The following is a 21,941-nucleotide window of genomic DNA, read 5'->3' as shown; positions in this document are numbered from 1 at the left end:
AAAACCCAAATTGAAACTTGGTGAGTGGCGAAGACCGGCAACCCTGAGGCGACCGGGGCGTCCCGAAAACGTTAAGTTTCGGCAACGAATGGGACCAAAAAGAGGCTGAGAGCAAAAAAACCAGCAATCAGCGGGCCTTGAGGCCTCCGAACGCCCCGTCAGGGCAAAGATCAGGGCTGAAACGGCGAAAACGGCCCGGAATAGGTCTTCGATCGCGGCGCCGCATAGGGCCCGAGCCGGGAAGTCTTCAGTCCCAGTCGCACCAGTGATTCCGCCAAAGTCACCGCGGCGGCGACGCCGTCGATCACGGGCAGGCCGTGCGCCGCGGCGAGTTCATTGGCGAGATCGGCCATGCCGGCGCAGCCGAGCACGACAGCCTCGGCGCGGTCGTCGCGGATTGCGGCCGTGATCTCCGCGGAGATTTTGCCGAGAGCATCGGTGTTGCGCTCCTCGAGTGCGAGCACCGGGACCTCGGCGGCGCGGACGCGGGCGCAGCGATCGGCGAGGCCGTACTTCTGTAAGTTATGCTCGATCGGGACGATGGAGACGCTGAGCGTCGTCACCACGGCGAAGCGCGCGGCGACCAGGCTCGCCATGTGGAAGCCGGCTTCGCCAATGCCGATCACGGGTGCTTTTGCGGCGGCGCGCGCGGCGTCGAGGCCGGTGTCGTCGAAGCAGGCGATGATGTGCGCATCCGCGCCGTCGCGATCGGCTTCGCGGATGCAGCCGAGCATGCCGGGCACCGCGAACGCCTCGTCGTAAAATCCCTCGATCGAGACCGGGCCCATCGCCGGCTGGCGCGCATCGATCACGGTGTCGGGCAGGGCGACCGCGCGCGCCGCAGCGGCGATCTTCACCGTCATGGTCGCAGTGGTGTTGGGATTGACGACGTGAAGCCGCATCAGATCAGACAAGCCCCTTGCCGGCGTCCGAGCCCTTGGCCGCCTGCCGCTTGTTGAGCATGTGGATGGTGCCGAGCGCAAGAGTGATCACCGTGAACGAGACGGCCGAGATCACGGTGCCGAGCGCATAGATGTCGGGGTTCGTCACGGTGGTGGTGAGGCCCTGGAGATCGAGAGGTAGCGTGTTCACCGCCCCGATCGCCTGGCTGGAGCGCGCGAGTTCGTCCCAGGACAGCGTGAAGCCGAACAGTCCAATGCCGATCACGGAGGGCAGGATGATGGGCAGCACGACATGACGGAAGGCCTGCCACGGTGTCGCACCGAGATCGCGCGCGGCTTCCTCGAGCCTGGGATCGAAGCGGTTGAAGATCGCGAACATGATGAGCAGGCCGAACGGCAGCGTCCAGGTCAAATGTGCACCGAGGCCCGAGGTGAGCAGGCCCATCGAGGTCTCGAAGTTGTCGTTCCAATGCGCCTTGATCAGATCGTCGATGATGCGGAATTCAAGCGAGATGCCGAGCGAGGTGATGATCGAGGGCACGATGAGGCTCGCGATCGCCGAGTAGAACAGGATGCTTTGCGCCTTGAACTTGCGGCGAAACGCCATGCCGGCGGCGACCGACAGCACGACGGTCGCAGCCATCACGATGAGACCGAGCAGCAGCGAGCGACGGAAGGCTGCGCCGAGGTCGACGATGCCGGTGCCCTGGAATAGCTTGGACAGCCAGAAGGTCGAGACCCCGTTCATCGGGAAGGTGAGGCCGCCCTGCGGCCCCTGGAACGATAGCACGTAGATCGCGATCATCGGTCCGTACAGAAACAGCACATAAGCCGCGAAGAAGATCGCGAGCACGTAGAAGCCACGCGGGCGGCCCTCCGTCATCGCTTACAGCTCCTTCTTGATGTCGACGATGCGCGACATCATGGTGATGATCAGGAAGGTGATCACAAGCAGGATCACGGCGTTCGCGGCGGCGGCCGGGAATTGCAGCGCGTTCACCCGCGTCTCGATGATCTTGCCGGCGGCCGCGATCTGCTGGCCGCCCATCACGCCGATGGTGATGAAGTCGCCCATCACGATGGTGATGACGAAAATCGAGCCGATCACGATGCCCGGTTTTGCGAGCGGAATGATGACGTTGACAAGCGTCTGGAAGCCGGTCGCGCCGGCGTCATAGGCGGCCTCGATCAGCGATTTGTCGATGCGCACCATCGAGTTGAAGATCGGCACCACCATGAAGAAGGTGAAGAGGTGAACCAGCGCCAGCACCACGGAGAATTCGGAGAACAGCAGCCATTCCACCGGCTGGTTGATCAGCCCTGTCTTCATCAGGCCTGAGTTCACGAGGCCATTGCGGCCGAGCAGCGGAATCCAGGCGATCATGCGGATCACGTTGGAGGTCCAGAACGGGATCGTGCAGAGCAGCGACAGTCCCATCTGCCAGGTCTTGGACTTGATGTGGAAGGCGAGGAAGTAGGCGACCCAGAAGCCGATGAAGAGCGTGATGATCCATACAAGGAAGCAGAGCTTCAGCGTCTTCACATAGGTCTTGGCGATGGTGCAGAGCTCGGGGAGCTGCGCGATGCAGCCCTCGAACGTGTCGGTGTAACCTCGGCCCGAGAAGGCCGGCAGCAACTGGTATTCGTTGTAATCCCAGAACGAGACGACGACGACGAAGACGAGCGGGATCAGGAAGAAGGCGAGAAACACCAGCATCATCGGCCCGGCCTGGAGCCAGGAGATGAAGGAGGGCGACAGCCGCGCCGCTTTGCTGCGGCGCGCCGTCTCCGATCCCCGGACCAGGTCCGGGGATGCTTGTTGAAGGATGTCCTCCGAGGTGTCCATCAGATTAGGCCGCGATGAACTCGTTCCACTTGCGGACCATGTAGTCGTTCTCGTCCATCACGGCGTTCCAGCAGGCGACGCCGCCCATGCGGTCCTCGTAGGAGCCGCCGTCGCGCACGGCGCCGGCCTTTTCGAGCAGCGAGCCGTCGGGCGCCTTGATGTCCTTCTCGGCCGCCTTGCCTTCCATCCAGTAGGCCCACTCGTAAGGCTCCATATGCGCCTTCGCGGTGGAGAGCACGGCGGAATAGTAGCCCTGGCGGTTGAGATAGGCGCCGGCGTAGCCGGACAGGAACCAGTTGACGAACTCGTAGGCCCATTCGAGCTTCGCACCTGAGACGCCCTTGGAGACGCAGAAGCCGGAGGCCCAGGAGCGATAGCCTTCCTTAAGCGGCTGGAAGGTGCAGGCAATCCCCATCGAGCGGACCTTCGTCACCGCCGGCGACCACATCGACTGGATGACAGTCTCGCCCGAGGCCATCAGGTTGACGCTCTCGTTGAAGTCTTTCCAGAAGGCGCGGAACTGACCGGCCTTCTTGGCCTCGGTCATCACCTTCATGGTGAGGTCGATCTCTTCCTTGGTCATGTTGCCCTTGTCGGCATATTTGTACTTGCCGGAGGCTTCCACGACCATCGCGGCGTCCATGATGCCGATCGAGGGGATGTTGAGGATCGAGGCCTTGCCCTTGAATTCGGGATTGAGCAGCTCGGCCCACGAGCTGATCGGCCGCTTGATCAGGTCAGGGCGGACGCCGAGCGTGTCGGCGTTGTAGACGGTCGGGATCAGCGTGACGAATTCGGTTGCCGAGCTCGCGAACTTCTTGGAGTCCTTGCCTTCGAGATAGAGCACCTTCCAGGGCGCGGTGCCCTGGCCGCCGATCTTCTTCCCGCCGGGGGTTTCGCCCTTGGTGAAGACGGGGGTGATGTTGTCGAATTGTTTGATCTTCTTCGCATCGAGGGCGAGGATGTTGCCAGAGGGCACGATCTTTTTCAGCGCGAAATATTCGGTGTCGAGCACGTCGAAGGAGTTCGGCTGGGTCATTACGCGTTTGGTGACGTCGTCGGTCGTTGCGGTGATGTATTCGATCTTGATGCCGGTGTCCTTCAGGCACTGCTTGGAGATGTCGTCGCCCTCGTTCACCGCGGTGCCGAGATAGCGCAGCACCTTCGGCTCGGCCGACATCACATAAGGAAAGCCGGTGATGACGCCGGAGCCGGCGGCAAGGCCGGCGAGACCCGCGGTGCTCTTGAGCAGTGTGCGGCGGCTAAGGCCCTTCTTTCTGGTCGTTTCGGTCATGTCAGTCACTCCTCTGTTGCGCATTCCGGTGATTGATCGGCGCTATTGCAGACGTTGCGCCTTGGCGGGATCCCAGGTGGCCAGCACGCGATCGCCCGGCCGGAACTGGTGGACGTCGAAGGAGGCCTCGGGAAGGTGGGAGAACAGGGCGGTACCGTCTTCGAGCGTGAGCGAGACGGCGATGTAGGAGCCCTGGTACTCGGTCTGGGTCAGCAGCGCCGGCGCGCCGAAGGCGCCGTCAGTGAACGGCGCGATGCCGAGCTGATCGGCGCGCACGGCGATGAGTTTGCCTGCGTCGCTGAGGACGTTGTGACCGCCGATGAAGCGCGCCACGAATTCGGTGCGGGGATGATGGAAGATGTCGCGGGCACTTCCCTGCTGTTCGATCCTGCCCTGGTTCATCACCACGATGTGGTCAGCGAGCGCCATCGCCTCTTCCTGGCCGTGCGTGACCTGGACGAAGCTGATGCCGAGCTCGCGCTGCAGCCGTTTCAATTCGCCCCGCATCCTGACCCGGAGGAATGGATCGAGCGCGGAGAGCGGCTCGTCGAGCAACAGGATCTGCGGCTCGGTGATCAGCGCGCGGGCGAGCGCGACGCGCTGCTGCTGACCGCCCGAGAGCTGTGCGGGCAGCCGGGCCGCGTAGGGGGTCATCGCCACCAGCTCGAGCAACTCGCCGGCGCGCTTGTGCCGTGTCGGGCGGTCAACGCCGCGCATTTTCAGGGCAAACGCCACGTTGTCGAGCACGGTGAGGTGCGGAAACAGCGCGTAGGACTGGAACATCATCGCTGTGCCGCGCTTCGCAGGTTCGAGATCGGTGACGTTCTGCGAGCCGAGGATGATGTCGCCTTCACTGACCGCCTCGTGACCAGCGATCATGCGCAAGGTCGAGGTTTTGCCGCAGCCGGAGGGGCCGAGCAGGCAACAATAGGTGCCGGCCGGGATCTTCAAATTGACGGTGTCGACCGCCAGCGTCGTGTCATAGCGCTTGGTGACGGCGACCAGTTCGAGAGCGGCGGGAGTGGCCATGGCGTGTCCGAGGCGAGGGCGATGCTTCGCCTCTCTCCGCAAGGTCCGTGCCAATCGCCCTCGTATCGTCCTTGGCCGGCCGAATTCCGAAACAGTGCAGCGGAGTCAGATCGTTAGATCGAATCGGGCACATCCGGCCAGCTCGCCGCCTTCGCAGTTGCGTGCACACAAAACAGGCGAGGATTGTATAAAGTTTCGCCTGTGATTGGATACAGATCGTCGATTACCATTCACGTCGATATTCGACGATCGAGCCCTCACCCTCATGGCCGCCAAGTCCCGACCGAAATCCGACGCGCCAGATGCGAGCGATCGCGTCGGCCGCATCCGGGAAGGCGTGACCGCGGCGATCCTCGAGCATCGTCTGCTGCCCGGCACGAAACTCGGCGAGGACGAGATCGGCGAGATCTACGGCTCAAGCCGGACGCTGGTTCGCACGGCGCTTCAACAGCTCGCGCATGAGGGCATCGTCAACATCGAGAAGAACCGCGGCGCATTCGTCGCGCGGCCCACGCCTGCGGACGCCCGCGAAGTGTTCGAGGCGCGCCGCCTGATCGAGCCGACGATCGTCGATCACGCCGTTGACGCGGTGTCGCCCGCCTGGATCGGGCGTCTCCAAAGGCATCTTGCCGAGGAACGCGAGGCGGAGCTACGCGGCGACGCGCGTGCTTCGGTCCGCCTCTCCGGCGACTTTCATCGACTCGTCGCCGAGATGAGCGGCCACAGCATCTATCTCGGTTTCCTCAAGGAGCTGATCGCGCGCTCCTCGCTCATCATCCTGCTCTACCGCCGGCATGACACGCCGGCCTGCGGCACCGATCATCACGCCGGCATCGTCGCCGCGATCCGCAAGCGCGACAGAGCGGCCGCGCGCGCGCAGATGCTGTCGCATCTGGACGAGATCGAGGCCGAGCTGTTCCTGAAGGACCCCGCCGCCGACGAGTTGCGGCTCGCGGATGTACTCGGGGCGTGAGACGCGCGGCTCGCGAGCCGGCGGGAAGCTCCTCCCTGCGTAGCCCGGCAGATGCACTTTTCATATCCGTTCAAGCGCGAGCACGATGAAGGTTCCTAAACGGTAGCTGCGCCCTTCAATGACACCTTCTCAACAGACGGGCGAATAGGAACCCCGCATCCTGCCACATCGTTTGTTCTCTCGAGGAGCAATGCCATGAACGTTCGAGACGAGCACACCCGGTCGCCCTGGATGGATGTTTTGGTCGCCGATGCTCCGGCACTATCGTCCACGGTGGCCACAGACGTCGCAGTCATTGGTTCCGGAATTGCCGGGCTGTCGGTCGCCTATGAGCTCGCCGGTCGTGGACGTTCGGTCGTGGTGCTGGACCGCGGCCGCATTGGCAGTGGGATGACGGCGCGCACCACCGCGCATCTGGCGACGGCGCTCGATGACGGCTACGACGAGCTAGTCAGGGTGCGCGGCTCTGATTGTGCGCGTCATTATTATCATAGCGTTGCAGCCGCGATTGATCGCGCCGAGGCCGTTCAGCGCGCCGAGCGCATCGATTGCAATTTTCGGCGGGTGGACGGTTACTGGGTACTTGCGCCCGGCACGTCCGCATCCGAGCTCGACGAGGAATTGAATTGCTGCCGCACGCTCGGGATTCCCGTCGAAGATTGCATCGAGCCGACCCCGTTCCATGCCGAAGGACTGGTGCGCTCCTTGCGCTTTGCGCGCCAGGCGCGCCTGCACCCGACCAAATATCTCGCTGGTCTCGCCGCCGCACTTCAGGGCCGGGGAGCGCGGCTCTACGCCGACACTTGTGTCGAAGGCATCCGCCAGCAGCATGGCGACATGGTCGTGACGACCACCTCAGGCCACGAGGTCCGTGCAGCCGACGTGGTGGTCGCGACGAACTCGCCTGTCAACGTGCAGGTCGCGATCCATACGAAGCAGGCGCCTTACCGCACCTACGCGCTTGCCGCCAAGATCCCGGGCGACGCGCTGGAGGATGCGCTCTATTGGGACACACTCGATCCCTATCACTATGTCCGGCTGCAGCCGTTCTCTGCCGGCGAAAATCTCGTGATCATCGGCGGAGAAGATCATAAATCCGGCGAGGCGGATGACGGCGCACAGCGTCTTGCCGCGCTCGAACGCTGGGCGCGCGATCGTTTGCCGGACTTGCGCGAGGTCACTCATCGATGGTCAGGTCAGGTGCTGGAGCCCATCGATTTCGTCGGCTTCATTGGCCGCAGCCCCGGCGAGGAGCACCTCTTCATCGTCAGCGGTGATTCCGGGCAGGGCATCACCAATGGGCTTGTGGCCGGCATGATGATTACGGATCTGATCACGACGGGCGCGAGCGCTTGGGAGGAGGTCTACGCCCCGTCGCGGAAGATTCAGAAGAACATCGGCGAGTTCATCAGCGAGAACATCACTCCGTTGAAGAATCTTGCCGAATATCTTACAGCGAGCGAGATTGCGAGCGTCGAAGGACTGCGGCCTGGAGAAGGGCGCCTTGTCCGCAGCGGCCTGAAAAAGATCGCCGCTTGCCGGGACCGGGGCGGAAATCTGCATTTGCACTCGGCCAGTTGCACTCATCTCGGTTGCGTTGTGCACTGGAATTCGCTGGAGCAATGCTGGGATTGCCCGTGTCACGGCTCGCAGTTCGCGCCTGACGGCACCGCACTGAACGGCCCTGCGGTGTCACCGCTCGGCGGCGCCGAAAAACCGGCGGATCTTGAAGCCGCAGAGTGATGCTGCCGCTCTTCGATCTCGTGCTGGTCGAGGCAATCCGCTCATCGGCCTCATCAACTTCGTGGTTTGCGCACTGAGAAGCTGATCGCGCGCTTCCTTGCTCACATCCTGCTCTATTGTCCGCACGCGGAGCGGCTGCCGCCGGAACTACTGCGGCTCCAATCCGAGAGTCTTGATCGACTCGAGCCAGACCGGCCCTTCCTTTTCGTAGAGCGCAAGCGAGGATGCACGATCCATGGCCGGCGCGTCGACTCCGAAGGCATCGAGCAGCTTCTGCACGCGCTCCGTCTTGCCGCCTTCGACCATCAGCTTGGCGAGGATGTCGATCCGGTCCGCCGGCATCGCAGCGGGTGCCACCAGCGCGGTAAAGCTGGTGAGCTGGAAGACATTGCCGGTGACCCCTTGCTCGCCAAATGTCTTGGTCTCGGGCAGCTTCTTCATGCGCACCGGTGTCGGCACGGCAATCGGGCGGCCGACGCCGGTATCGAGCACCGGCAGTGCGGCCTGATAGCTCCCGACCGCCGCCTGAATGACCCCGGCTGCAAGATCCTGCCACATCGGCGCTTCGCCGCGGTAATGCACGATGGAAATGTCGAGGCCGACTTGTCGGTTGAGCTCGGCGATCGCAATGTGCGCGAACGAGCCGATCCCGTACGAGCCGGCCGTGACCTTGTTGCCACGTGCGTACGCGACGAACTCTTCGATCGTCTTTGCATTGGTGGCGGAATGGACCACCAACGGCAGATGCCCCGAAGGCGTCACCGCGACGATCGTGAAATCCTTGTCCGGATCATAGGCCAGCGATTTCAGCAGCAGCCGGTTACCGAGCAAGGTGGACGAGATCGTGTACATCAGCGTGTAACCGTCGGCCGGGGAATCCTTCACCGACTGTGCCGCCAGCGCACCGCTGGCTCCGGTTTTGTTTTCGACAATGACCGGCTGGCCGAGCTTCTGCGAGATATAGTCGCCATAGGCGCGGGCGAAGGCATCGGTGATGCCGCCCGCCGGCGTGGAGACGACTATCTTGATTGCCCGCGTCGGCCAGGCTTCGGCCCAAGCCGTTTCAGAAGCGGCCATCGTTAGGCATGCAATCGCGGCAGCCCAAATTCTCGCGGATGTCCGCACTTCGGCCTCCCCCTTTTCCCTGTGTCATTGGGCAGCCGGCAGCCACCGCAACGAGGTGTCACACGGGCAAGGAAGAGGGTCAAGAAATCAAAATATCGTTTCACTGTATGAAATGATCACGTCCGGTCAGCAGAAGGCGTGCCTGGCGCAGCAAGCCTGGCGCCGAGCGCCTCGGCAAGTGCGGAAGCGACTTTCTTCATCGGAGGTACGAAGCGGCGCACGCCGTCCTCCAGACTGACCGCTTCGCGAAGCATCATCACGTTCATGCTGGCGAACAGCCGGTTCTGAAAGGCGACGGGTACGCCAATCGCCCAGACTGCGCCGCCGAAGACGCGGCGGCTGTAGGTCTCGTCCATGACCGCGAACCCGGCACTGTGGATCGTGCGCAGCACTTTGGCGAGCCTGCCGGGATTGCGCGCGAGATCATTCCAGGGCTCGGGACCGAGGGCAAGGCGGGCGGCAATGCGCTCCTGCTCGGCCGGCTCGCAGAAGGCTAGATAGGCGCGTCCCATTGAGGTGCCCAGAACCGGAAAGCGAAACCCGGGAGGACGGCTGAACAGCAGCGACCCGTCCACCCGCGTCGTGTGGGCGATGACCATGGACTCCTGATCGAGCACCGCGATGTCTGACGGCCAGTGGATCTGCTTGCGGAATTTGTTCAGGATGGGTTCGGCGATGCCGCCGATCCAGGTGGGCTCGTCGTAGCCGGCGCTGAGCTGCAGCGCGCGTCCCGTCGGCGCGTAGCTGGCCGGCTCGGTACGGCGCACCACATAACCTTCATGCTCCAGCGTCTCGAGCATGCGGACGATCGTTGCCTTGTTCAACCCCGTCGCTTTGTGCAGCGAGCCGACGGTCGACTGCCGTTGCTGGTTGATCACCCGCAGGACCTCGAGACCTCTGGACAACGCGATGACGGGGCGGAACGACGTCATGGCAGCTCCTTGTGATTGCCTGGCTGCTACCCAATGGCGGAACGCCGGACCAGTCAACATCGCAGTTCTCGGGTCGCCAGCTCACATGTCCAGCGCCAGATCGTGCGGTGCGGCTTAACGTGACTATTCCTCGCGGGCTGCACTGGCTATATGCTGTGGCTCTGTCATCGAGTTGTCATGTTACCTTAAATGCTGAGGTCAGACGCAGCGCAGGCCCGCGAGACTCCGAGCGCGCCGGATGGGAATCCTGTCCCGAACGACAACAAGAGAACGCAATACGTCGCAGGCTTTCCTCAGGCAAAGTGAACCGGCCGAACCCGGCGCGGAACCTTCGATCATCGAGGCCGCTGTGATCGACCAGACGCCATCGCAAAAGGCGACGCCTGTACCGGCGCCAACCCAGTCGAACGCTGCCGCGCATCCCGCCGGCGAAATCGAGCTTAAACTGCTCGTCGGTCCCGAACGCATGCCGCATTTCAACGCTGCGCCCGTCGTCGCGGCGAACGCGCGCAACAAGGGCACGCGCAAGCATCTCAAGTCCGTCTATTATGACACGCCGGAGCGGACATTGCGTCGCAACGGCTTGAGCTTGCGCGTTCGTCAGAGCGGTGCGTGCTTCGTGCAGACGGTCAAGACCGATGCCGCGGACGACCCGCTGCGCCGCGGAGAGTGGGAGGCGAGGGTGCCGTCGCTTGCGCCTGATCTGGCTTTGGCTCTGCCCTTCATTCCGGAGCAGCTTCGTCGCGAGCTCGAAGCACAGTCGCTCGAAGCGGTTTTCACGGCCGACGTTCATCGTCATGCGCGGATGGTTGACCTGCCGTCCGGCACGGTCGAAATCGCCTTCGACCAGGGCATCCTCACGGCCGGTGACCGGACGTTGCAGGTGAGCGAGATCGAGCTGGAGCTCAAGAGCGGCAGCGCCGGCACGATCTACGAGATCGCGCTGCGGCTTGCCGAGCACGGGGCGGTGAAGCCGTCGATCCGCACCAAATCGGCGCGCGGTTTCGATCTTGCCGCCGACAAGCCGCCATCGGCGCGACGGCCGCGAAAACTTCGCCTCGATGCGTCGGTCACGCTTGAAGATGCCTTCGCGACGATCCTGCGCGCCTGCTTCCTCCATTTGCTTCAATCGCTGCCGGCGGCCGAGGACGGCCGCAATCCGGAAGGCGTGCACCAGCTGCGCGTCTCGCTGCGCCGGCTTCGATCGGCGCTCGATCTGATGCGATCAGTGGGAGCGCTCAGCAATCTCGATGCGCTGCGGTCGGAAGCGAGATGGCTGGCGCAACACCTCTCCGCCGCGCGTGACTGGGACGTGTTCCGGCTCGAGACCTTGCCGACGATCGCAAAGGCCTGTCCGGCGGTGGCGGGCTTCGATGCGCTGGGCCGGGCTGCGGCCGTGCGTCAGTCGGACGCCTATCGCAAGGCGCATGGCGCGCTCGACGATCGCCGCTGCGCCGCGTTCCTCATAGACCTTGGAAACTGGGGCGAGACGCGGGGCTGGCGCAATGACGTCGCCGCCGAAGTCCTCGGCCGGTTCGCCGAGCCCGCCGTCAATTTCGCGCAGCGCATTCTGTCGGAGCAATATGCGAAGGTGCTCAAGCGCGGCCGCCGCTTCAAGTCGCTTTCGGCGGAAGATCTGCACCGGCTGCGGCTGGCGACCAAGCGGCTGCGCTATCTTGGCGAGTTCCTGCTGCCGCTCTACGAGAACCGCAAATCCGCGCGAAAATTATCGCGCAGGCTCGCCGGCTTGCAGGAGCAGCTCGGCGCCTTCAATGACATCGCGGTCACCGCATCATTGCTCGAACGGCTCGGTGCCGAGCCTGACTGCGCCATCGCCGCGGCGGCGGTCGCCGGCTGGCAGGCGCGCGCGTCGGTCGGGGTGCAGCCCGCCTTGCAAAGCGCATGGCGCGATTTCACCGCCGCACGCGTGCCCTGGTCGCGGCAGACGCAGCAGGATTGAACGAAGCGCATCCCAAAAAAGTTGCGGCCAGCCATTGGGGGATGGCTGGCCGCGCGCGAACCGGTCTGGGACGGGGAGGGGTGGGGATGTGACCGGGCCGCGTATCTCTTTCCTTTGTCTCTACTGATCTCTGGCGCTGGCGGTGGAGACCGCCGGCCTGGTATCGCCGAGCGAGACCCAGACGTTGGGATCGCTCTGCGACTGGCGCTTGACGAAGCGGTAGCCGGTCTCTGTCCAGGCAACGACGTTCTCGTTCTGATTGTCGAGAACGAACTCGCCCTTGTCGGTCTTCACCGTCAGCACCGCGTGTCCTTCGCCCTTCTTGTCGCGCACGACGGTGATGAGCAGGGCCTCGCGCGGCCATCCGGCATCGATCAGCATCTTGCGCTTCAACAGCACGTAGTCTTCACAGTCGCCGTAACCGTCCGACGGCAGCGACCACTTTTCGATCACGCCCCAGTGCTCCTGGTCGGTCAAAGGCTTGACGGTCTCGTTGACCCAGCGATTGACCTTGACGAGGTCGCGCCATGCAGCCTGCGACATCACGATGTCGCGCGGTTGCGTTGGCGCGCCCTGGCACTGAGCGGCATTATCCGCACAGAACTCGACCCAGCCGATCGGCGCGCGGGTGGTGTCGCCGAGACTTGCGTAGAGCAGACGGCCTTCGCCGGCCTGCGCTGCCGCGCTCATCCCGAAGAGCATGGCGGCCAGCGCCATTCCCTTCCCCTGTCCCCTGAAATCAAACATTGCGGCCCCCGTTTCTTGTTGGGACCACCTTGCGCAGGGAGCTTTTGAGTTGCCGCTAAGTCAGCCAAGTCAAGTCGAGTCGAATACAAGTAAAAGGCGCCGCGAATTCGATCTATACTTGAGTCAAAATCGAATAAAATTCGATACGACTGGAATTGATTCAAATTTTATCGATTAACGCGGAAATGCTGACGGAACCGGTGTTTGCACGCGCCCGCAGCCCCCGCGTTAACCCGCACGAGGCTCGTCATGACCCATGAAAAAGGCAGCGTCCGCATCGCGGAGGCCGCCTTCAGGCTTGAAATACAGTGGTTTTGGCGCCCTCGCGCTTTACCGCGCGGTAACGCTCTCTTCGAGAGTCTCGATCGGCTGCGAGTGCGTGAACTCGAGGGCGAAGCCGTCTTCGAGGTTTCGGACCACGCGGCCCTGGACCCGGCCGAGCAGAACCGTCGATTTCAGCGGGGGGCGGTTCTCGGCGGCAATCGCCGCGCCCGACAGCGAGAGGTCGATGATGCGGCAGGTCATCTTGGTGCCGTCCTCGAGCGTCAGCACCGCGATCGGGTTGCGCGGCACGATACGGTCGTGGCGGCGGTCTTCCGGCAAATTGAGGATGTCGCGGTTGGCGAGCCAGGTCAGCTGTGCCGCGAGCTTGTCACGCTTTCGCGGCGTCGCACCGACCGTCATGGCGAAGCCATTGTCGATGATGCGGGTGATCTTGCCCTCGACACGGCCGATATGGTCGAGATAGGCGACCACGCGGTCGCCGACATTGCCGATGCCGGGGGCCAGCAGTGCCAGCCCTCCCGGCGACATGTTGATCACCTGGCAGGGGAATTCACGGCGGTCCGGCAGCATGTAGCGGCCGAGCAGGTGAACCTTCACCCGCTGGAAACGCCGACGTTCCTCGGCGGCCGGAAGAAATTTTTTGTTCGCCAACGCCATTTTCACAACCCGACCCCCCGCCTGGCGGAGTCCGGGACGACCCTAAGGTGCACAGGGTTAATGCCGCGTTAGGATCGGGCGCGGCGATGACGAACAGACACAATGCGTTCGAAAAGCCACATCAGTGGCGGGCAGGCCAGCACCGTCAGCGCGCCGAGGTCGAGCGCGACCGCGGCAGTGCCGGCCGATTTGGCGAGCCGGCCTGCCACCGCCGGTCCCAGCATCATCGCGGCATAGAAGAGAGTGTAGAACACGCCCATCCCGATTGCCCTCGTTTCCGGCACGAGCACGCGGGCGGTCAGGCTCATGATCGGGCCGGCTGGATGGCCGCCGATCAGGCCGATCAGGACGAGGATCGTGATCACGGCGTCGGACCGGGTCAGCCAGGCCAGCAGCCCGGCAACCACGAGGCTGGCTGCGATCGCCAGCACGAAGGGCCGCTTGAAGCGATCGGCGAGATAGCCGCCTGCCGGCACCGAGATCACCGACAGCCACATCACGAGGCTGATCGCCGATCCCGCCGCGGCGATGCTCCAGCCGCGCTCGGCGAGCAGCGACGGGCCGAACGAGAAGATCATGGCGAAGCCGACATTATAGAGGCCCCAGATCGCGCCTGCGACGATCACCGCCAAGAGAGCGAGCGGATCGAGCTGCCCGGAGCCGGCCGCGCTGGCGGTTGCTCCCGGCGGCGGCCGGTAGAGCGTGATCAGCACAATGCCGATCGCGGTCAGCGCGCCGGCCGCGAGGAACACGGCGCCCGCGCCATAGGCGGTGCCGATCGCCGGCAGCACCAGGAGCGAGATCGCAACGCTCGCCGGCCAGGAGTTGACGAAGATGGCCATCGCGGTGGCGATCTCCTTACCCGCAAACCAGTCGGTGCCCATCTTGGTGAGCTGCACGGTCAGCAGCACGCCGCCGGCGCCGGAGGCGAGCCGGCGCGCCAGCTGCCAGCCCCAGACGTCGGTCGTGGCCATGACAAGGCTGCCCGCCGTCATCAGCAGCAGCGCTACGATCGTGGTGGGCTTGTCGCCAAGGGTCCGGCCAATCGCGCCGCCCGGCAGCGCCAGCACGATGCCCGGCGTGAAATAGAGCCCGATCAGGATGCCGATATCGGCGAGCCCGACGCCAAAACTCTGTTGCAGCAGCGGCGCGACCGCGGCCACGCTCTGGAACTGGAACGCGATGGTGAGGCGCACGACGAACAGGATCGCAAGAATGCCCCAGCGATTGCGCAATGCCTCATCTCCCCAAGCCCTCTTTCGAAGGTGCGGTGGGGCGGGACGAGAGTCAACCGGCCGCCTTCCTTGTCGCGCGCTGATAGAGCAGACACAGCAGCGCCAGCAGCACCGCTGCCGACAGCCCCAGCGACCAGTGGATGCCGATCGCCGCGCCGAACAGTCCGACGGTGATGCCGCTGAAGGCCCGCATGCCGAGCCCTGCCATGTTGTAGAGGCCGACGACGCGGCCGCGGATGTCGGGCGGCGCGTTCAGCTGCACCAAGGCCTGCGCCATGGTGTTGAACGACAGCTCGAAGAAGCCCGCAAGGAACAGCAGCACGATCGCGACCGGATAGATCCGCATCACAGCAAAGCCGAGCAGCGCCACGCTCCAGAGCATCGCGAGAATGATCGCAGTGCGCGGCGTTCCCTTGAGGCGTCCCCAGGATTCCAGCGCAATGCCGGCCAGCAGCGCACCGCCGGCATCGGCCGCGAGCAGCACGCTGTAGGAGACGCCGGGATCGCCATGGCCGAGATCGCCGGCATAGCCCGGCATCTGGGCGTGATAGGCATTGCCGATCATGAAGGAGGTGAGACCGGCAAGCCATGTCATCGCCGTCAGCACCGGCTGCGTGCCGATGGCGCGGATGGTCAGCATGATGTCGGCAAGGCCGCGCACGGCGAAGCGCCGCACGGCCACGCTGTTGTCGCGCACCGGCGCCCAGAACAGCCACAGCAGCATGGGCAGATAGAACAGCGTGTTGAAGATGATGCCATGCGAGGTGCCGAGCGTGAGCATGATGATGCCGCCGACGGCAGGCCCGACCAAAATGCCGAGATAGCGTGCCATCGCGTTCAGCCGCACCGCGCTCGGAAGATCGCCGGGACCGACGAGGTCGTAGAGCAGGAGCTGGTTCGGCGTCTGCCACAACACGCCGGCGCAGCCGTGGATCACCAGCAGCAGCATGGCGTGCCACATCTGGATCGTATCGGTGATGAAGAAGAAGCCCCATCCGCTCGAGGCCACGATGAACAGCAGCATGCCGCACTGGATGATGCGGCGCGGATCGAACCGGTCGGCGAGCCCGCCGACCGCGACCGAGAACAATAGGAACGGCAGCCAATGCGACAGCACGGCAAAGCCCGCCAGCGCCGGCGAATGGAATTTCTGGAACACCACCCAATAGCTGATCACGTGCTCGATATTGTCCGCCATCATCGCCAGCACGTAAGCCATGAACTGGAGCCGGTACGGCACGGACCTCATCGCCGCGAACGAGCCGGACGCGACGACGGGATTTTGGGGGAGGGGATTCAAGGGGGCACCTGGGTGGGACTCTTGGGGCCTTACACGTTCGCCGCCGGCCGCTCAAGACACTTGGGTGTGTGGGGCGGGTAGTCCGGATGAGCGAAGCGACATCCGGGAACGCTGCCCCGCATATCGCTTTGCTCATGCGGGGGTACGAGCCGCGGCTTGGCACGCCGACGCATCTCACATACGCTTCCCTTCAGCCCGCGCCACTCAATCACAACAGACGGGCAGCGAGGAAACAGCCATGGACCAGATTCGCGTCTGCACCCACGCGGGACCGGGCAGCGAGCCTGTCATCCGCAGCGTGTCATGGCCAAAGGTCGGCAAAAAGGCCGCGCTGATCAAGGTCGGTGCGTGCGGCGTCTGCGGCACCGATCTGCACATCCTGAAGGGACATTGGCCGAAGCCGTTGCCGTGGCCGTTCACGCTGGGCCATGAGCTCGGCGGAATCATCGTCGAATGCGGCGTCGAATTCACCGAGGACTTCATGAGCAAGCCGCTCACGGTCGGCTCGAAAGTGATGATCCCGCCGCTGATGCCCTGCGGCCGCTGCTATTATTGCATCCACTATCCGCAAACCGCCAACAAGTGCCTGACGCCGGTCTATTACGGCCGCTATCTCGGCTTCGACAAGGCGCCTCACATGTGGGGCGGCTGGGCCGAATATGTCTATGTCGATCTCGACATGCTGCCGGGCACCAAGATCTACAAGCTGCCCGACGACATGTCGCTGCGGCTGGGGGCGCTGTCGGAGCCGCTGACCTCCTGCATCCGCGCCTTCAATCGCGCCAGCCGCGCCGGCGGTTTTTCCTGGGGCGACACGGTGGTGATCCAGGGCTCGGGCCCGATCGGCATTCTCGCGGTCGCCGCCGCGCAGGAGATGGGGGCAGGGCGCGTCATCTGCGTCGGTGCGCCGGAGCAGCCGCGGCTCAAGCTCGCGCGCGAGTTCGGTGCCGAGGCGACTGTCAACATCGAGGAGATCAAATCGCCGCAAGATCGCATCGCGCGCGTGCGCGAGATCGTCGGCGGTTTCGGCGCCGATCTGGTGATGGATTGCTCGGGCCATCCGAGCGCCGGCCCCGAAGGCATCGAGATGCTGCGCGACGGCGGCACCTATGTCGAGATGGGACAGTTCACCGACGCCGGCTCGATCGAGACCTCATGGCACCGCATCTGCACCAAGGATCTCAATGTGCTGGGATCCTGGGGCTTTACCGGCAATGATCTGCCGCTCGGCGTCGACATGCTCTATCGCACGGCAGGCAAATATCCCTGGCTGAAGATGCAGACGATCTATCCGTTCACCGAAGCGGGTGTCGCGCAGGCGGTCAGGGACGCCATGGCGATGAAGACGGTGAAGTCGACGATCGTGCCGTGGCCGGAATTGGTGGAGTAGGGGATGGCATCAATCCCGCACGATCTCGCAGCGTTTCTGGTCGAAGCCAAGCGCCGCACCTGCAGGCCTGGACGACGACGCCACCGTGGCCACGCCACTGCTCGCCGGCTCCAGGCAGCTGGAGCATCGCGCGCCGGCTTATGCCTATCGCGATATCTATTTCGGGATGGGGTTCTTCGTCGGGCAGGAGACCGTATCCCGGGATGACCGCGCCATCTGGTCGATGAGCTACAGCGGCGGCGCCGGCGCGGAGATCACGGATCGAGGCACCTTCCTCGCGATCTACAAATTTCTGCGCCAGGCGCTGCTGGCCGTCCGTGCCGAGGAGCCCTATCGCGGACCGCGCCTGCTCGAGCAGGCCGACATGATCTACCGCAACGAGCCCGAAGGCTCGCTCGATCGCTTCCACGGCATCGAGACGATTGCGCGACGGAATGGCGCGCTGCTTTACGAGCTGCGCTATAGTGGCGGCCTGCTGCGATAATTTGCGAACCTTTTTAGCGCGGATGAGCGAAGCGATATCCGGGAGTGCTTGTGGAGGAAGCTTTCCCGCATGTCGCTTCGCTCATGCTGGCTACCGGCGTTTGGAATGAAGACACCATGATGCAAGAACACACAACCGAACCAGACCGACGCCCGCGCTCGCCCTTCAGCGCCATTCGTGCGATCGACTACACCGTCATCTTCGTGCGTGACATGACCTCGATGCGCCGCTTCTACGAGGACGTCCTCGCTTTTCCGCTGCTGCGAGAGTTGTCGCCGAACTGGATCGAGTACGGCTTGGGCAGCAACACGCTGGCTCTCGCAAAACCGGGCCGGACCGCAGCCGATGCGCCGACGCCAGCGGGCAGCGCCGCGCTGCAACTGGCATTCAAGGTCTCCGCAGCCGAGGTCGATGCGTGCGCGGACGAGCTCGTACGGCACGGTGTTGCGCTGCTGTCGCCGCCGACGAACCAGTCGTTTGGGCACCGGACGCTGTTCTTTCGCGATCCCGACGGCAATCTTTTGGAGGTGTATGCGGAAATCTGAGACGCGGCGGACGGGCTGTGCACGAAAAGTTCCACTGAAAATCCGCGAGTTATTCACGCCGGGGTGAAACTTAGGCCCCGGTTCCGGCTTTCAGTTCGTAGGAGACGATCGTGAAGCGAATTTTGAAGCCGGTCACTTACATCGCGGCCACCATCTACTTCCTGGTGGATGCGGTCTTCATGGCCGTAGCGAAACCAATCTCGCGCTGGATCGAGCGGCATTTCGACTTCAGACGATTGCGCGGCTGGATCCGATCGCTGTCGCCTTATTGCTCGCTCGCCTTGTTTTCCGTACCCGTCATTATCCTGGAGCCGATCAAGCCCGTGGCGGCCTACCTTGCCGCAACGGGGCAGGTCGTGAGCGGTGCTGTGACGTTCATGGTCGGTGAACTGCTCAAGCTCGTGCTGGTCGAGCGCCTATTTCAGCTCACGCGTGACAAGCTGATGCGGATTCCGGCTTTTGCCTGGGCGTACGGCAAGTACTCCGAAGTGAAGGCGTGGCTGCAGGCCACCGACGCCTGGCGTGCCATCCGCGCACTGAGCCGCGCGGCCAGGGACACTCTTGTGCGCGCAAGAGCAAGGCTGGTCGGCGGCTTCAGCAAGCTGGCCGCCTCCAGGGATTAGGCGCCGAGCGAATTGCCCTTTATGCGAGCTTGCGAGCCGCGGCGGTGGCCTTGTCGCCCGTGTTCGGCGTGCCGGTCGGCTCGATGAGCAGGAGATGAACCTTCTCGCGTGCCACCGGGCGATGCTCAACGCCTTTGGGCACAACATAGAGTTCGCCCGGACCAAGCGTCACCGTGCGATCCCGCAATTCGATGTCCAAACGGCCTTTCAGGACGAGAAAGAAATCGTCGGTGTCCTCGTGCTTGTGCCAGGTGAACTCTCCCTTCACCTTTACCACCATCACGTCGCAATCGTTGAAGGTCGTGATCGTGCGCGGCGACCAGAAATCCTGGAAGGTCGCGAGCTTGTCGGCAAGCGATATGCCGTCGGCCATGTGTCATCCTTATTCTGCTATCTCGTGGGCTACGATTTGGGATCGGCGTGCTGCCGCGACAAGACTTGCGTTTCGATGGCTGTGATCTCGACGCAAGGCGTGCAGTCGCCACACACGCCGCTCGACTTGGAGAGGTCATGTGCCCATCCCAGCACGCCTAATGCGCGCAATTTGAGCCAGGTGGTCGCAAAAATCTGCTGCTTCGGGGCAAAACCCCGCTATATGCAGCAAAACGGCCCGAAAACGCTGGATATAGTGGGTTGGATTGGCCAGTAAGCTTATTCTCGGCATCACCAAAGCCATGCGTCATAGGCATGGTGATTTGCCCGCGTTTGGCGTAAAGAGCGTGCAAATCAAATCACCACGCGTGCGGCTGGACCATTTGCCGCCTACGCAGCTTCAGGTCGCGCGGCTCGACGTTCCGCGCCTGGACCAACCAAGGTTTATCCCGTGTCTTTTCCGACCATGAGTCCGCCGCTCGCCCGAGCTTTGGCCGAGCGCAACTACGACCGTCCCACCCCCGTTCAGCTCGCCGTGCTCACCGACGAGGCCGCTGACCGCGACCTGCTGGTTTCGGCCCAGACCGGGTCCGGCAAGACCCTGGCCTATGGACTCGCCATGGCCAAGAATTTGCTCGAAAGCGCCGAGCGGTTCGAGCGAGCGGGCGCACCGCTCGCACTGATCGTGGCGCCGACCCGCGAACTCGCTTTGCAGGTCCATCGCGAACTTGCCTGGCTGTATGAACATGCGAACGGGCGCGTCGTCTCCTGCGTCGGCGGCATGGATCCGCGGCGCGAGCAGCGCGAGCTTGCCGCCGGCTCTCACATCGTCGTCGGCACGCCCGGCCGTTTGTGCGATCATTTGCGCCGCGGCCGTCTCGACATCTCGGAATTGAAAGTAGTCGTGCTCGACGAAGCCGACGAGATGCTCAATCTCGGCTTTCGCGAGGACATGGAGTTCATCCTCAAGACGACGCCCGACACGCGCCGCACCCTGATGTTCTCGGCCACGTTCCCGCGCGGCATCGTCGCGCTGGCCAAGCAGTATCAGCAGCAGGCGTTCCGGATCGAGGTCGCCGGCGACGAAGGCGGTCACGCCGATATCGAGTACCGCGCGATCCGCATCGCGCCCGGCGATGCCGAGCACGCGGTCGTCAACGTGTTGCGCTTCTACGAGGCGCCGAGCGCTCTGGTCTTCTGCAGCACGCGCGATCACGTCAGGCATTTGCAGGCGGCGCTGCTGGAGCGCGGCTTCTCGGTGGTCGCGCTATCAGGCGAATTGACGCAGAACGAGCGAACCACGGCGCTGCAGTCGCTGCGGGACGGGCGCGCCCGCGTCTGCGTGGCGACCGACGTCGCCGCCCGCGGCATCGATCTGCCGAGCCTCGACCTCGTCATTCATGCCGACCTGCCCAACGACGCCGAAGTCATGCAGCATCGCTCGGGCCGTACCGGCCGCGCGGGTCGCAAGGGGACGAGTATCCTGCTGGTGCCTCCCGTGCGACGGCGGCGTGCGGAAATGCTGCTGAATCTCTCGGGGATCGACGCGGTCTGGGGGACGGCGCCGCAACCGGACGAGATCCGCAAGCTCGATCACGAGCGCATGAAGGACGCGTTGTTCACCGAGGAGACGACCGCCGACGATCTGGCGCTGGCGCAGGCGTTGCTCGCCGAGCGGTCGGCCGAGGAGATCGCCGCGTCGCTTGCGCGGCTCTATCGCGCGCGGCTGCCGTCGCCCGAAGACATCATGGATCCCGGCGAGCGCAGCAGCCGGCCGCGCGATGATCGCGGTCGCAACGATGCCCGCACGCCGCGCGACGATTTTCGTACGCCGCGCGACGATGTCCGCACTTCGCGCGGCGATGATCGCCCCGAAAGGGCTCGACCCAAATCGGGAAAATCGTCGTCGAAACATGGCATGACGGACGGCAGCGTCTGGTTCCGGGCCAACATCGGACGAAAAAAGAACGCGGAAGCGCGCTGGCTTTTGCCGATGATCTGCCGCCGTGGCGGCATCGACAAGAACGATATCGGCGCTATCAAGATCATGGACACCACGACCGAGTTCGAGATTTCCGAGCGGGTCGTGGAATCCTTCGCCGCCAAGATCAAGCGTCCGGACAAGGAAGACAACATCCGCATCGAGTCGATGGCGGATGCGTCGCAGCGGCAGGCGCCTTTGGAAGAGCGGTCCCACGCGCCGCGGCGCGAGAGCGGCGACAGCGACCATCGTGAACGTCAGGGCGATCGCCCGCGCGAGCCGGGTGGGTTCAAGTCGCAAGAAAAACCACTCGGAAAACCACACGGCAAGCCATACGACAAGGCGCCGGGCGAGCGCGGGCCGAAATTCGACGATGCTCCTTCCTTCGCAAAGAAAAAGAAGCACAAGAACAAGGCGGGCCACGCGGAGCCTTCGGTGACTTCGTGGCCTGGGAAGGGCGCACCCGGAAAAAAGCCGAAGACGAACAAGAAGCATCGCGCCTGATTGCCGTTGTACGG

The 21,941-nt window shown here is 63.9% G+C and carries 19 protein-coding genes and 1 pseudogene; 8 read left to right on the top strand and 12 right to left on the bottom strand.

Features of this window, described 5'->3' with window-relative positions; all coding sequences use genetic code 11:
• Nucleotides 1-170 precede the first annotated feature (170 nt).
• Genes IVA88_RS13130 through IVA88_RS13110 form a run of 5 tightly spaced genes read right to left on the bottom strand, consistent with a single transcriptional unit; the run spans nt 171 to nt 5,071 of the window.
• Nucleotides 171-902, bottom strand: coding sequence for an aspartate/glutamate racemase family protein (locus IVA88_RS13130; RefSeq protein WP_247498014.1), 732 nt, complete (start codon nt 900-902; stop codon nt 171-173).
• 4 nt (nt 903-906) lie between these two features.
• Nucleotides 907-1,785, bottom strand: coding sequence for an ABC transporter permease (locus IVA88_RS13125; RefSeq protein WP_247497667.1), 879 nt, complete (start codon nt 1,783-1,785; stop codon nt 907-909).
• 3 nt (nt 1,786-1,788) lie between these two features.
• The gene (locus IVA88_RS13120; protein ID WP_247497666.1) at nt 1,789-2,748 is read right to left on the bottom strand and encodes an ABC transporter permease; all 960 of its coding nucleotides are present in this window, start codon (nt 2,746-2,748) and stop codon (nt 1,789-1,791) included.
• A 4-nt stretch (nt 2,749-2,752) separates the two neighbouring features.
• Nucleotides 2,753-4,042: a PotD/PotF family extracellular solute-binding protein gene (locus IVA88_RS13115; protein ID WP_247497665.1), complete on the bottom strand. Its 1,290-nt coding sequence runs from the start codon at nt 4,040-4,042 to the stop codon at nt 2,753-2,755.
• 42 nt (nt 4,043-4,084) lie between these two features.
• Entirely contained in the window at nt 4,085-5,071 is a 987-nt protein-coding gene (locus tag IVA88_RS13110) for an ABC transporter ATP-binding protein (protein ID WP_247497664.1), read from the bottom strand.
• 265 nt (nt 5,072-5,336) lie between these two features.
• On the opposite strand from IVA88_RS13110, the gene IVA88_RS13105 reads away from it, so the two are divergent.
• Complete coding sequence (locus IVA88_RS13105; RefSeq protein ID WP_247497663.1) at nt 5,337-6,044, top strand: GntR family transcriptional regulator; 708 nt, start codon at nt 5,337-5,339, stop codon at nt 6,042-6,044.
• Between the two features lie 195 nt (nt 6,045-6,239).
• Nucleotides 6,240-7,787: an FAD-dependent oxidoreductase gene (locus IVA88_RS13100; RefSeq protein WP_247497662.1), complete on the top strand. Its 1,548-nt coding sequence runs from the start codon at nt 6,240-6,242 to the stop codon at nt 7,785-7,787.
• 147 nt (nt 7,788-7,934) lie between these two features.
• Here IVA88_RS13100 and IVA88_RS13095 read toward each other — a convergent pair whose 3' ends face one another.
• Together IVA88_RS13095 and IVA88_RS13090 are read right to left on the bottom strand one after the other, a co-directional pair.
• Nucleotides 7,935-8,864: a tripartite tricarboxylate transporter substrate binding protein gene (locus IVA88_RS13095; protein ID WP_247497661.1), complete on the bottom strand. Its 930-nt coding sequence runs from the start codon at nt 8,862-8,864 to the stop codon at nt 7,935-7,937.
• A gap of 164 nt (nt 8,865-9,028) precedes the next feature.
• Nucleotides 9,029-9,844: a helix-turn-helix domain-containing protein gene (locus tag IVA88_RS13090; protein WP_247497660.1), complete on the bottom strand. Its 816-nt coding sequence runs from the start codon at nt 9,842-9,844 to the stop codon at nt 9,029-9,031.
• 189 nt (nt 9,845-10,033) lie between these two features.
• Between IVA88_RS13090 and IVA88_RS13085 the strand changes: the two are divergent.
• Nucleotides 10,034-11,804: pseudogene (locus tag IVA88_RS13085) on the top strand (CHAD domain-containing protein).
• Between the two features lie 120 nt (nt 11,805-11,924).
• Here IVA88_RS13085 and IVA88_RS13080 read toward each other — a convergent pair.
• The 4 genes from IVA88_RS13080 to IVA88_RS13065 form a co-directional block, all read right to left on the bottom strand.
• Entirely contained in the window at nt 11,925-12,551 is a 627-nt protein-coding gene (locus IVA88_RS13080; protein WP_247497659.1) for a transglutaminase-like cysteine peptidase, read from the bottom strand.
• Between the two features lie 330 nt (nt 12,552-12,881).
• A complete protein-coding gene (locus tag IVA88_RS13075; protein WP_247497658.1) occupies nt 12,882-13,493 on the bottom strand; it encodes a PilZ domain-containing protein in 612 nt (203 codons plus the stop codon).
• 68 nt (nt 13,494-13,561) lie between these two features.
• Nucleotides 13,562-14,728 (bottom strand): MFS transporter, encoded by a 1,167-nt coding sequence (locus IVA88_RS13070; protein WP_247497657.1) that lies wholly within the window; start codon nt 14,726-14,728, stop codon nt 13,562-13,564.
• Nucleotides 14,729-14,780: 52 nt separating this feature from the next.
• Nucleotides 14,781-16,028: an MFS transporter gene (locus IVA88_RS13065; protein WP_256466795.1), complete on the bottom strand. Its 1,248-nt coding sequence runs from the start codon at nt 16,026-16,028 to the stop codon at nt 14,781-14,783.
• Between the two features lie 238 nt (nt 16,029-16,266).
• On the opposite strand from IVA88_RS13065, the gene IVA88_RS13060 reads away from it, so the two are divergent.
• The 4 genes from IVA88_RS13060 to IVA88_RS13045 all read left to right on the top strand — a co-directional run bounded on the left by IVA88_RS13060 (nt 16,267) and on the right by IVA88_RS13045 (nt 19,070).
• The gene (locus IVA88_RS13060; RefSeq protein WP_247497656.1) at nt 16,267-17,418 is read left to right on the top strand and encodes a zinc-binding dehydrogenase; all 1,152 of its coding nucleotides are present in this window, start codon (nt 16,267-16,269) and stop codon (nt 17,416-17,418) included.
• Between the two features lie 85 nt (nt 17,419-17,503).
• Nucleotides 17,504-17,902, top strand: a complete 399-nt coding sequence (locus IVA88_RS13055) for a DUF5680 domain-containing protein (RefSeq protein WP_247497655.1) — start codon at nt 17,504-17,506, stop codon at nt 17,900-17,902.
• 116 nt (nt 17,903-18,018) lie between these two features.
• Nucleotides 18,019-18,447, top strand: a complete 429-nt coding sequence (locus IVA88_RS13050; RefSeq protein WP_247498012.1) for a VOC family protein — start codon at nt 18,019-18,021, stop codon at nt 18,445-18,447.
• Between the two features lie 110 nt (nt 18,448-18,557).
• On the top strand, nt 18,558-19,070 hold the full coding sequence (locus tag IVA88_RS13045; protein WP_247497654.1) for a hypothetical protein: 513 nt from the start codon (nt 18,558-18,560) through the stop codon (nt 19,068-19,070).
• A gap of 19 nt (nt 19,071-19,089) precedes the next feature.
• Here the strand turns inward: IVA88_RS13045 and IVA88_RS13040 are convergent, their stop codons facing one another.
• Nucleotides 19,090-19,443, bottom strand: coding sequence for a cupin domain-containing protein (locus tag IVA88_RS13040; protein ID WP_247497653.1), 354 nt, complete (start codon nt 19,441-19,443; stop codon nt 19,090-19,092).
• Nucleotides 19,444-19,908: 465 nt separating this feature from the next.
• On the opposite strand from IVA88_RS13040, the gene IVA88_RS13035 reads away from it, so the two are divergent.
• Nucleotides 19,909-21,927: a DEAD/DEAH box helicase gene (locus tag IVA88_RS13035; protein WP_247498011.1), complete on the top strand. Its 2,019-nt coding sequence runs from the start codon at nt 19,909-19,911 to the stop codon at nt 21,925-21,927.
• Nucleotides 21,928-21,941: the final 14 nt, after the last annotated feature.

Origin of the sequence: Bradyrhizobium sp. 149 (genome assembly GCF_023073915.1) — a bacterium.
GTDB lineage: Bacteria > Pseudomonadota > Alphaproteobacteria > Rhizobiales > Xanthobacteraceae > Bradyrhizobium.
The sequence above is the reverse complement of the archived record's forward strand: the minus strand, read 5'-3'. Positions and strand labels throughout refer to the sequence as shown.

What these genes read in the sequence shown, in the direction of transcription:
- IVA88_RS13110 (WP_247497664.1), bottom strand. Translation starts at nt 5,071, where the DNA reads ATGGCCACTCCCGCCGCTCTCGAACTGGTCGCCGTCACCAAGCGCTAT.
- IVA88_RS13130 (WP_247498014.1), bottom strand. Translation starts at nt 902, where the DNA reads ATGCGGCTTCACGTCGTCAATCCCAACACCACTGCGACCATGACGGTG.
- IVA88_RS13075 (WP_247497658.1), bottom strand. Translation starts at nt 13,493, where the DNA reads ATGGCGTTGGCGAACAAAAAATTTCTTCCGGCCGCCGAGGAACGTCGG.
- IVA88_RS13105 (WP_247497663.1), top strand. Translation starts at nt 5,337, where the DNA reads ATGGCCGCCAAGTCCCGACCGAAATCCGACGCGCCAGATGCGAGCGAT.
- IVA88_RS13060 (WP_247497656.1), top strand. Translation starts at nt 16,267, where the DNA reads ATGGACCAGATTCGCGTCTGCACCCACGCGGGACCGGGCAGCGAGCCT.
- IVA88_RS13120 (WP_247497666.1), bottom strand. Translation starts at nt 2,748, where the DNA reads ATGGACACCTCGGAGGACATCCTTCAACAAGCATCCCCGGACCTGGTC.
- IVA88_RS13035 (WP_247498011.1), top strand. Translation starts at nt 19,909, where the DNA reads ATGAGTCCGCCGCTCGCCCGAGCTTTGGCCGAGCGCAACTACGACCGT.
- IVA88_RS13040 (WP_247497653.1), bottom strand. Translation starts at nt 19,443, where the DNA reads ATGGCCGACGGCATATCGCTTGCCGACAAGCTCGCGACCTTCCAGGAT.
- IVA88_RS13115 (WP_247497665.1), bottom strand. Translation starts at nt 4,042, where the DNA reads ATGACCGAAACGACCAGAAAGAAGGGCCTTAGCCGCCGCACACTGCTC.
- IVA88_RS13080 (WP_247497659.1), bottom strand. Translation starts at nt 12,551, where the DNA reads ATGTTTGATTTCAGGGGACAGGGGAAGGGAATGGCGCTGGCCGCCATG.
- IVA88_RS13125 (WP_247497667.1), bottom strand. Translation starts at nt 1,785, where the DNA reads ATGACGGAGGGCCGCCCGCGTGGCTTCTACGTGCTCGCGATCTTCTTC.
- IVA88_RS13100 (WP_247497662.1), top strand. Translation starts at nt 6,240, where the DNA reads ATGAACGTTCGAGACGAGCACACCCGGTCGCCCTGGATGGATGTTTTG.
- IVA88_RS13090 (WP_247497660.1), bottom strand. Translation starts at nt 9,844, where the DNA reads ATGACGTCGTTCCGCCCCGTCATCGCGTTGTCCAGAGGTCTCGAGGTC.
- IVA88_RS13095 (WP_247497661.1), bottom strand. Translation starts at nt 8,864, where the DNA reads ATGGCCGCTTCTGAAACGGCTTGGGCCGAAGCCTGGCCGACGCGGGCA.
- IVA88_RS13050 (WP_247498012.1), top strand. Translation starts at nt 18,019, where the DNA reads ATGATGCAAGAACACACAACCGAACCAGACCGACGCCCGCGCTCGCCC.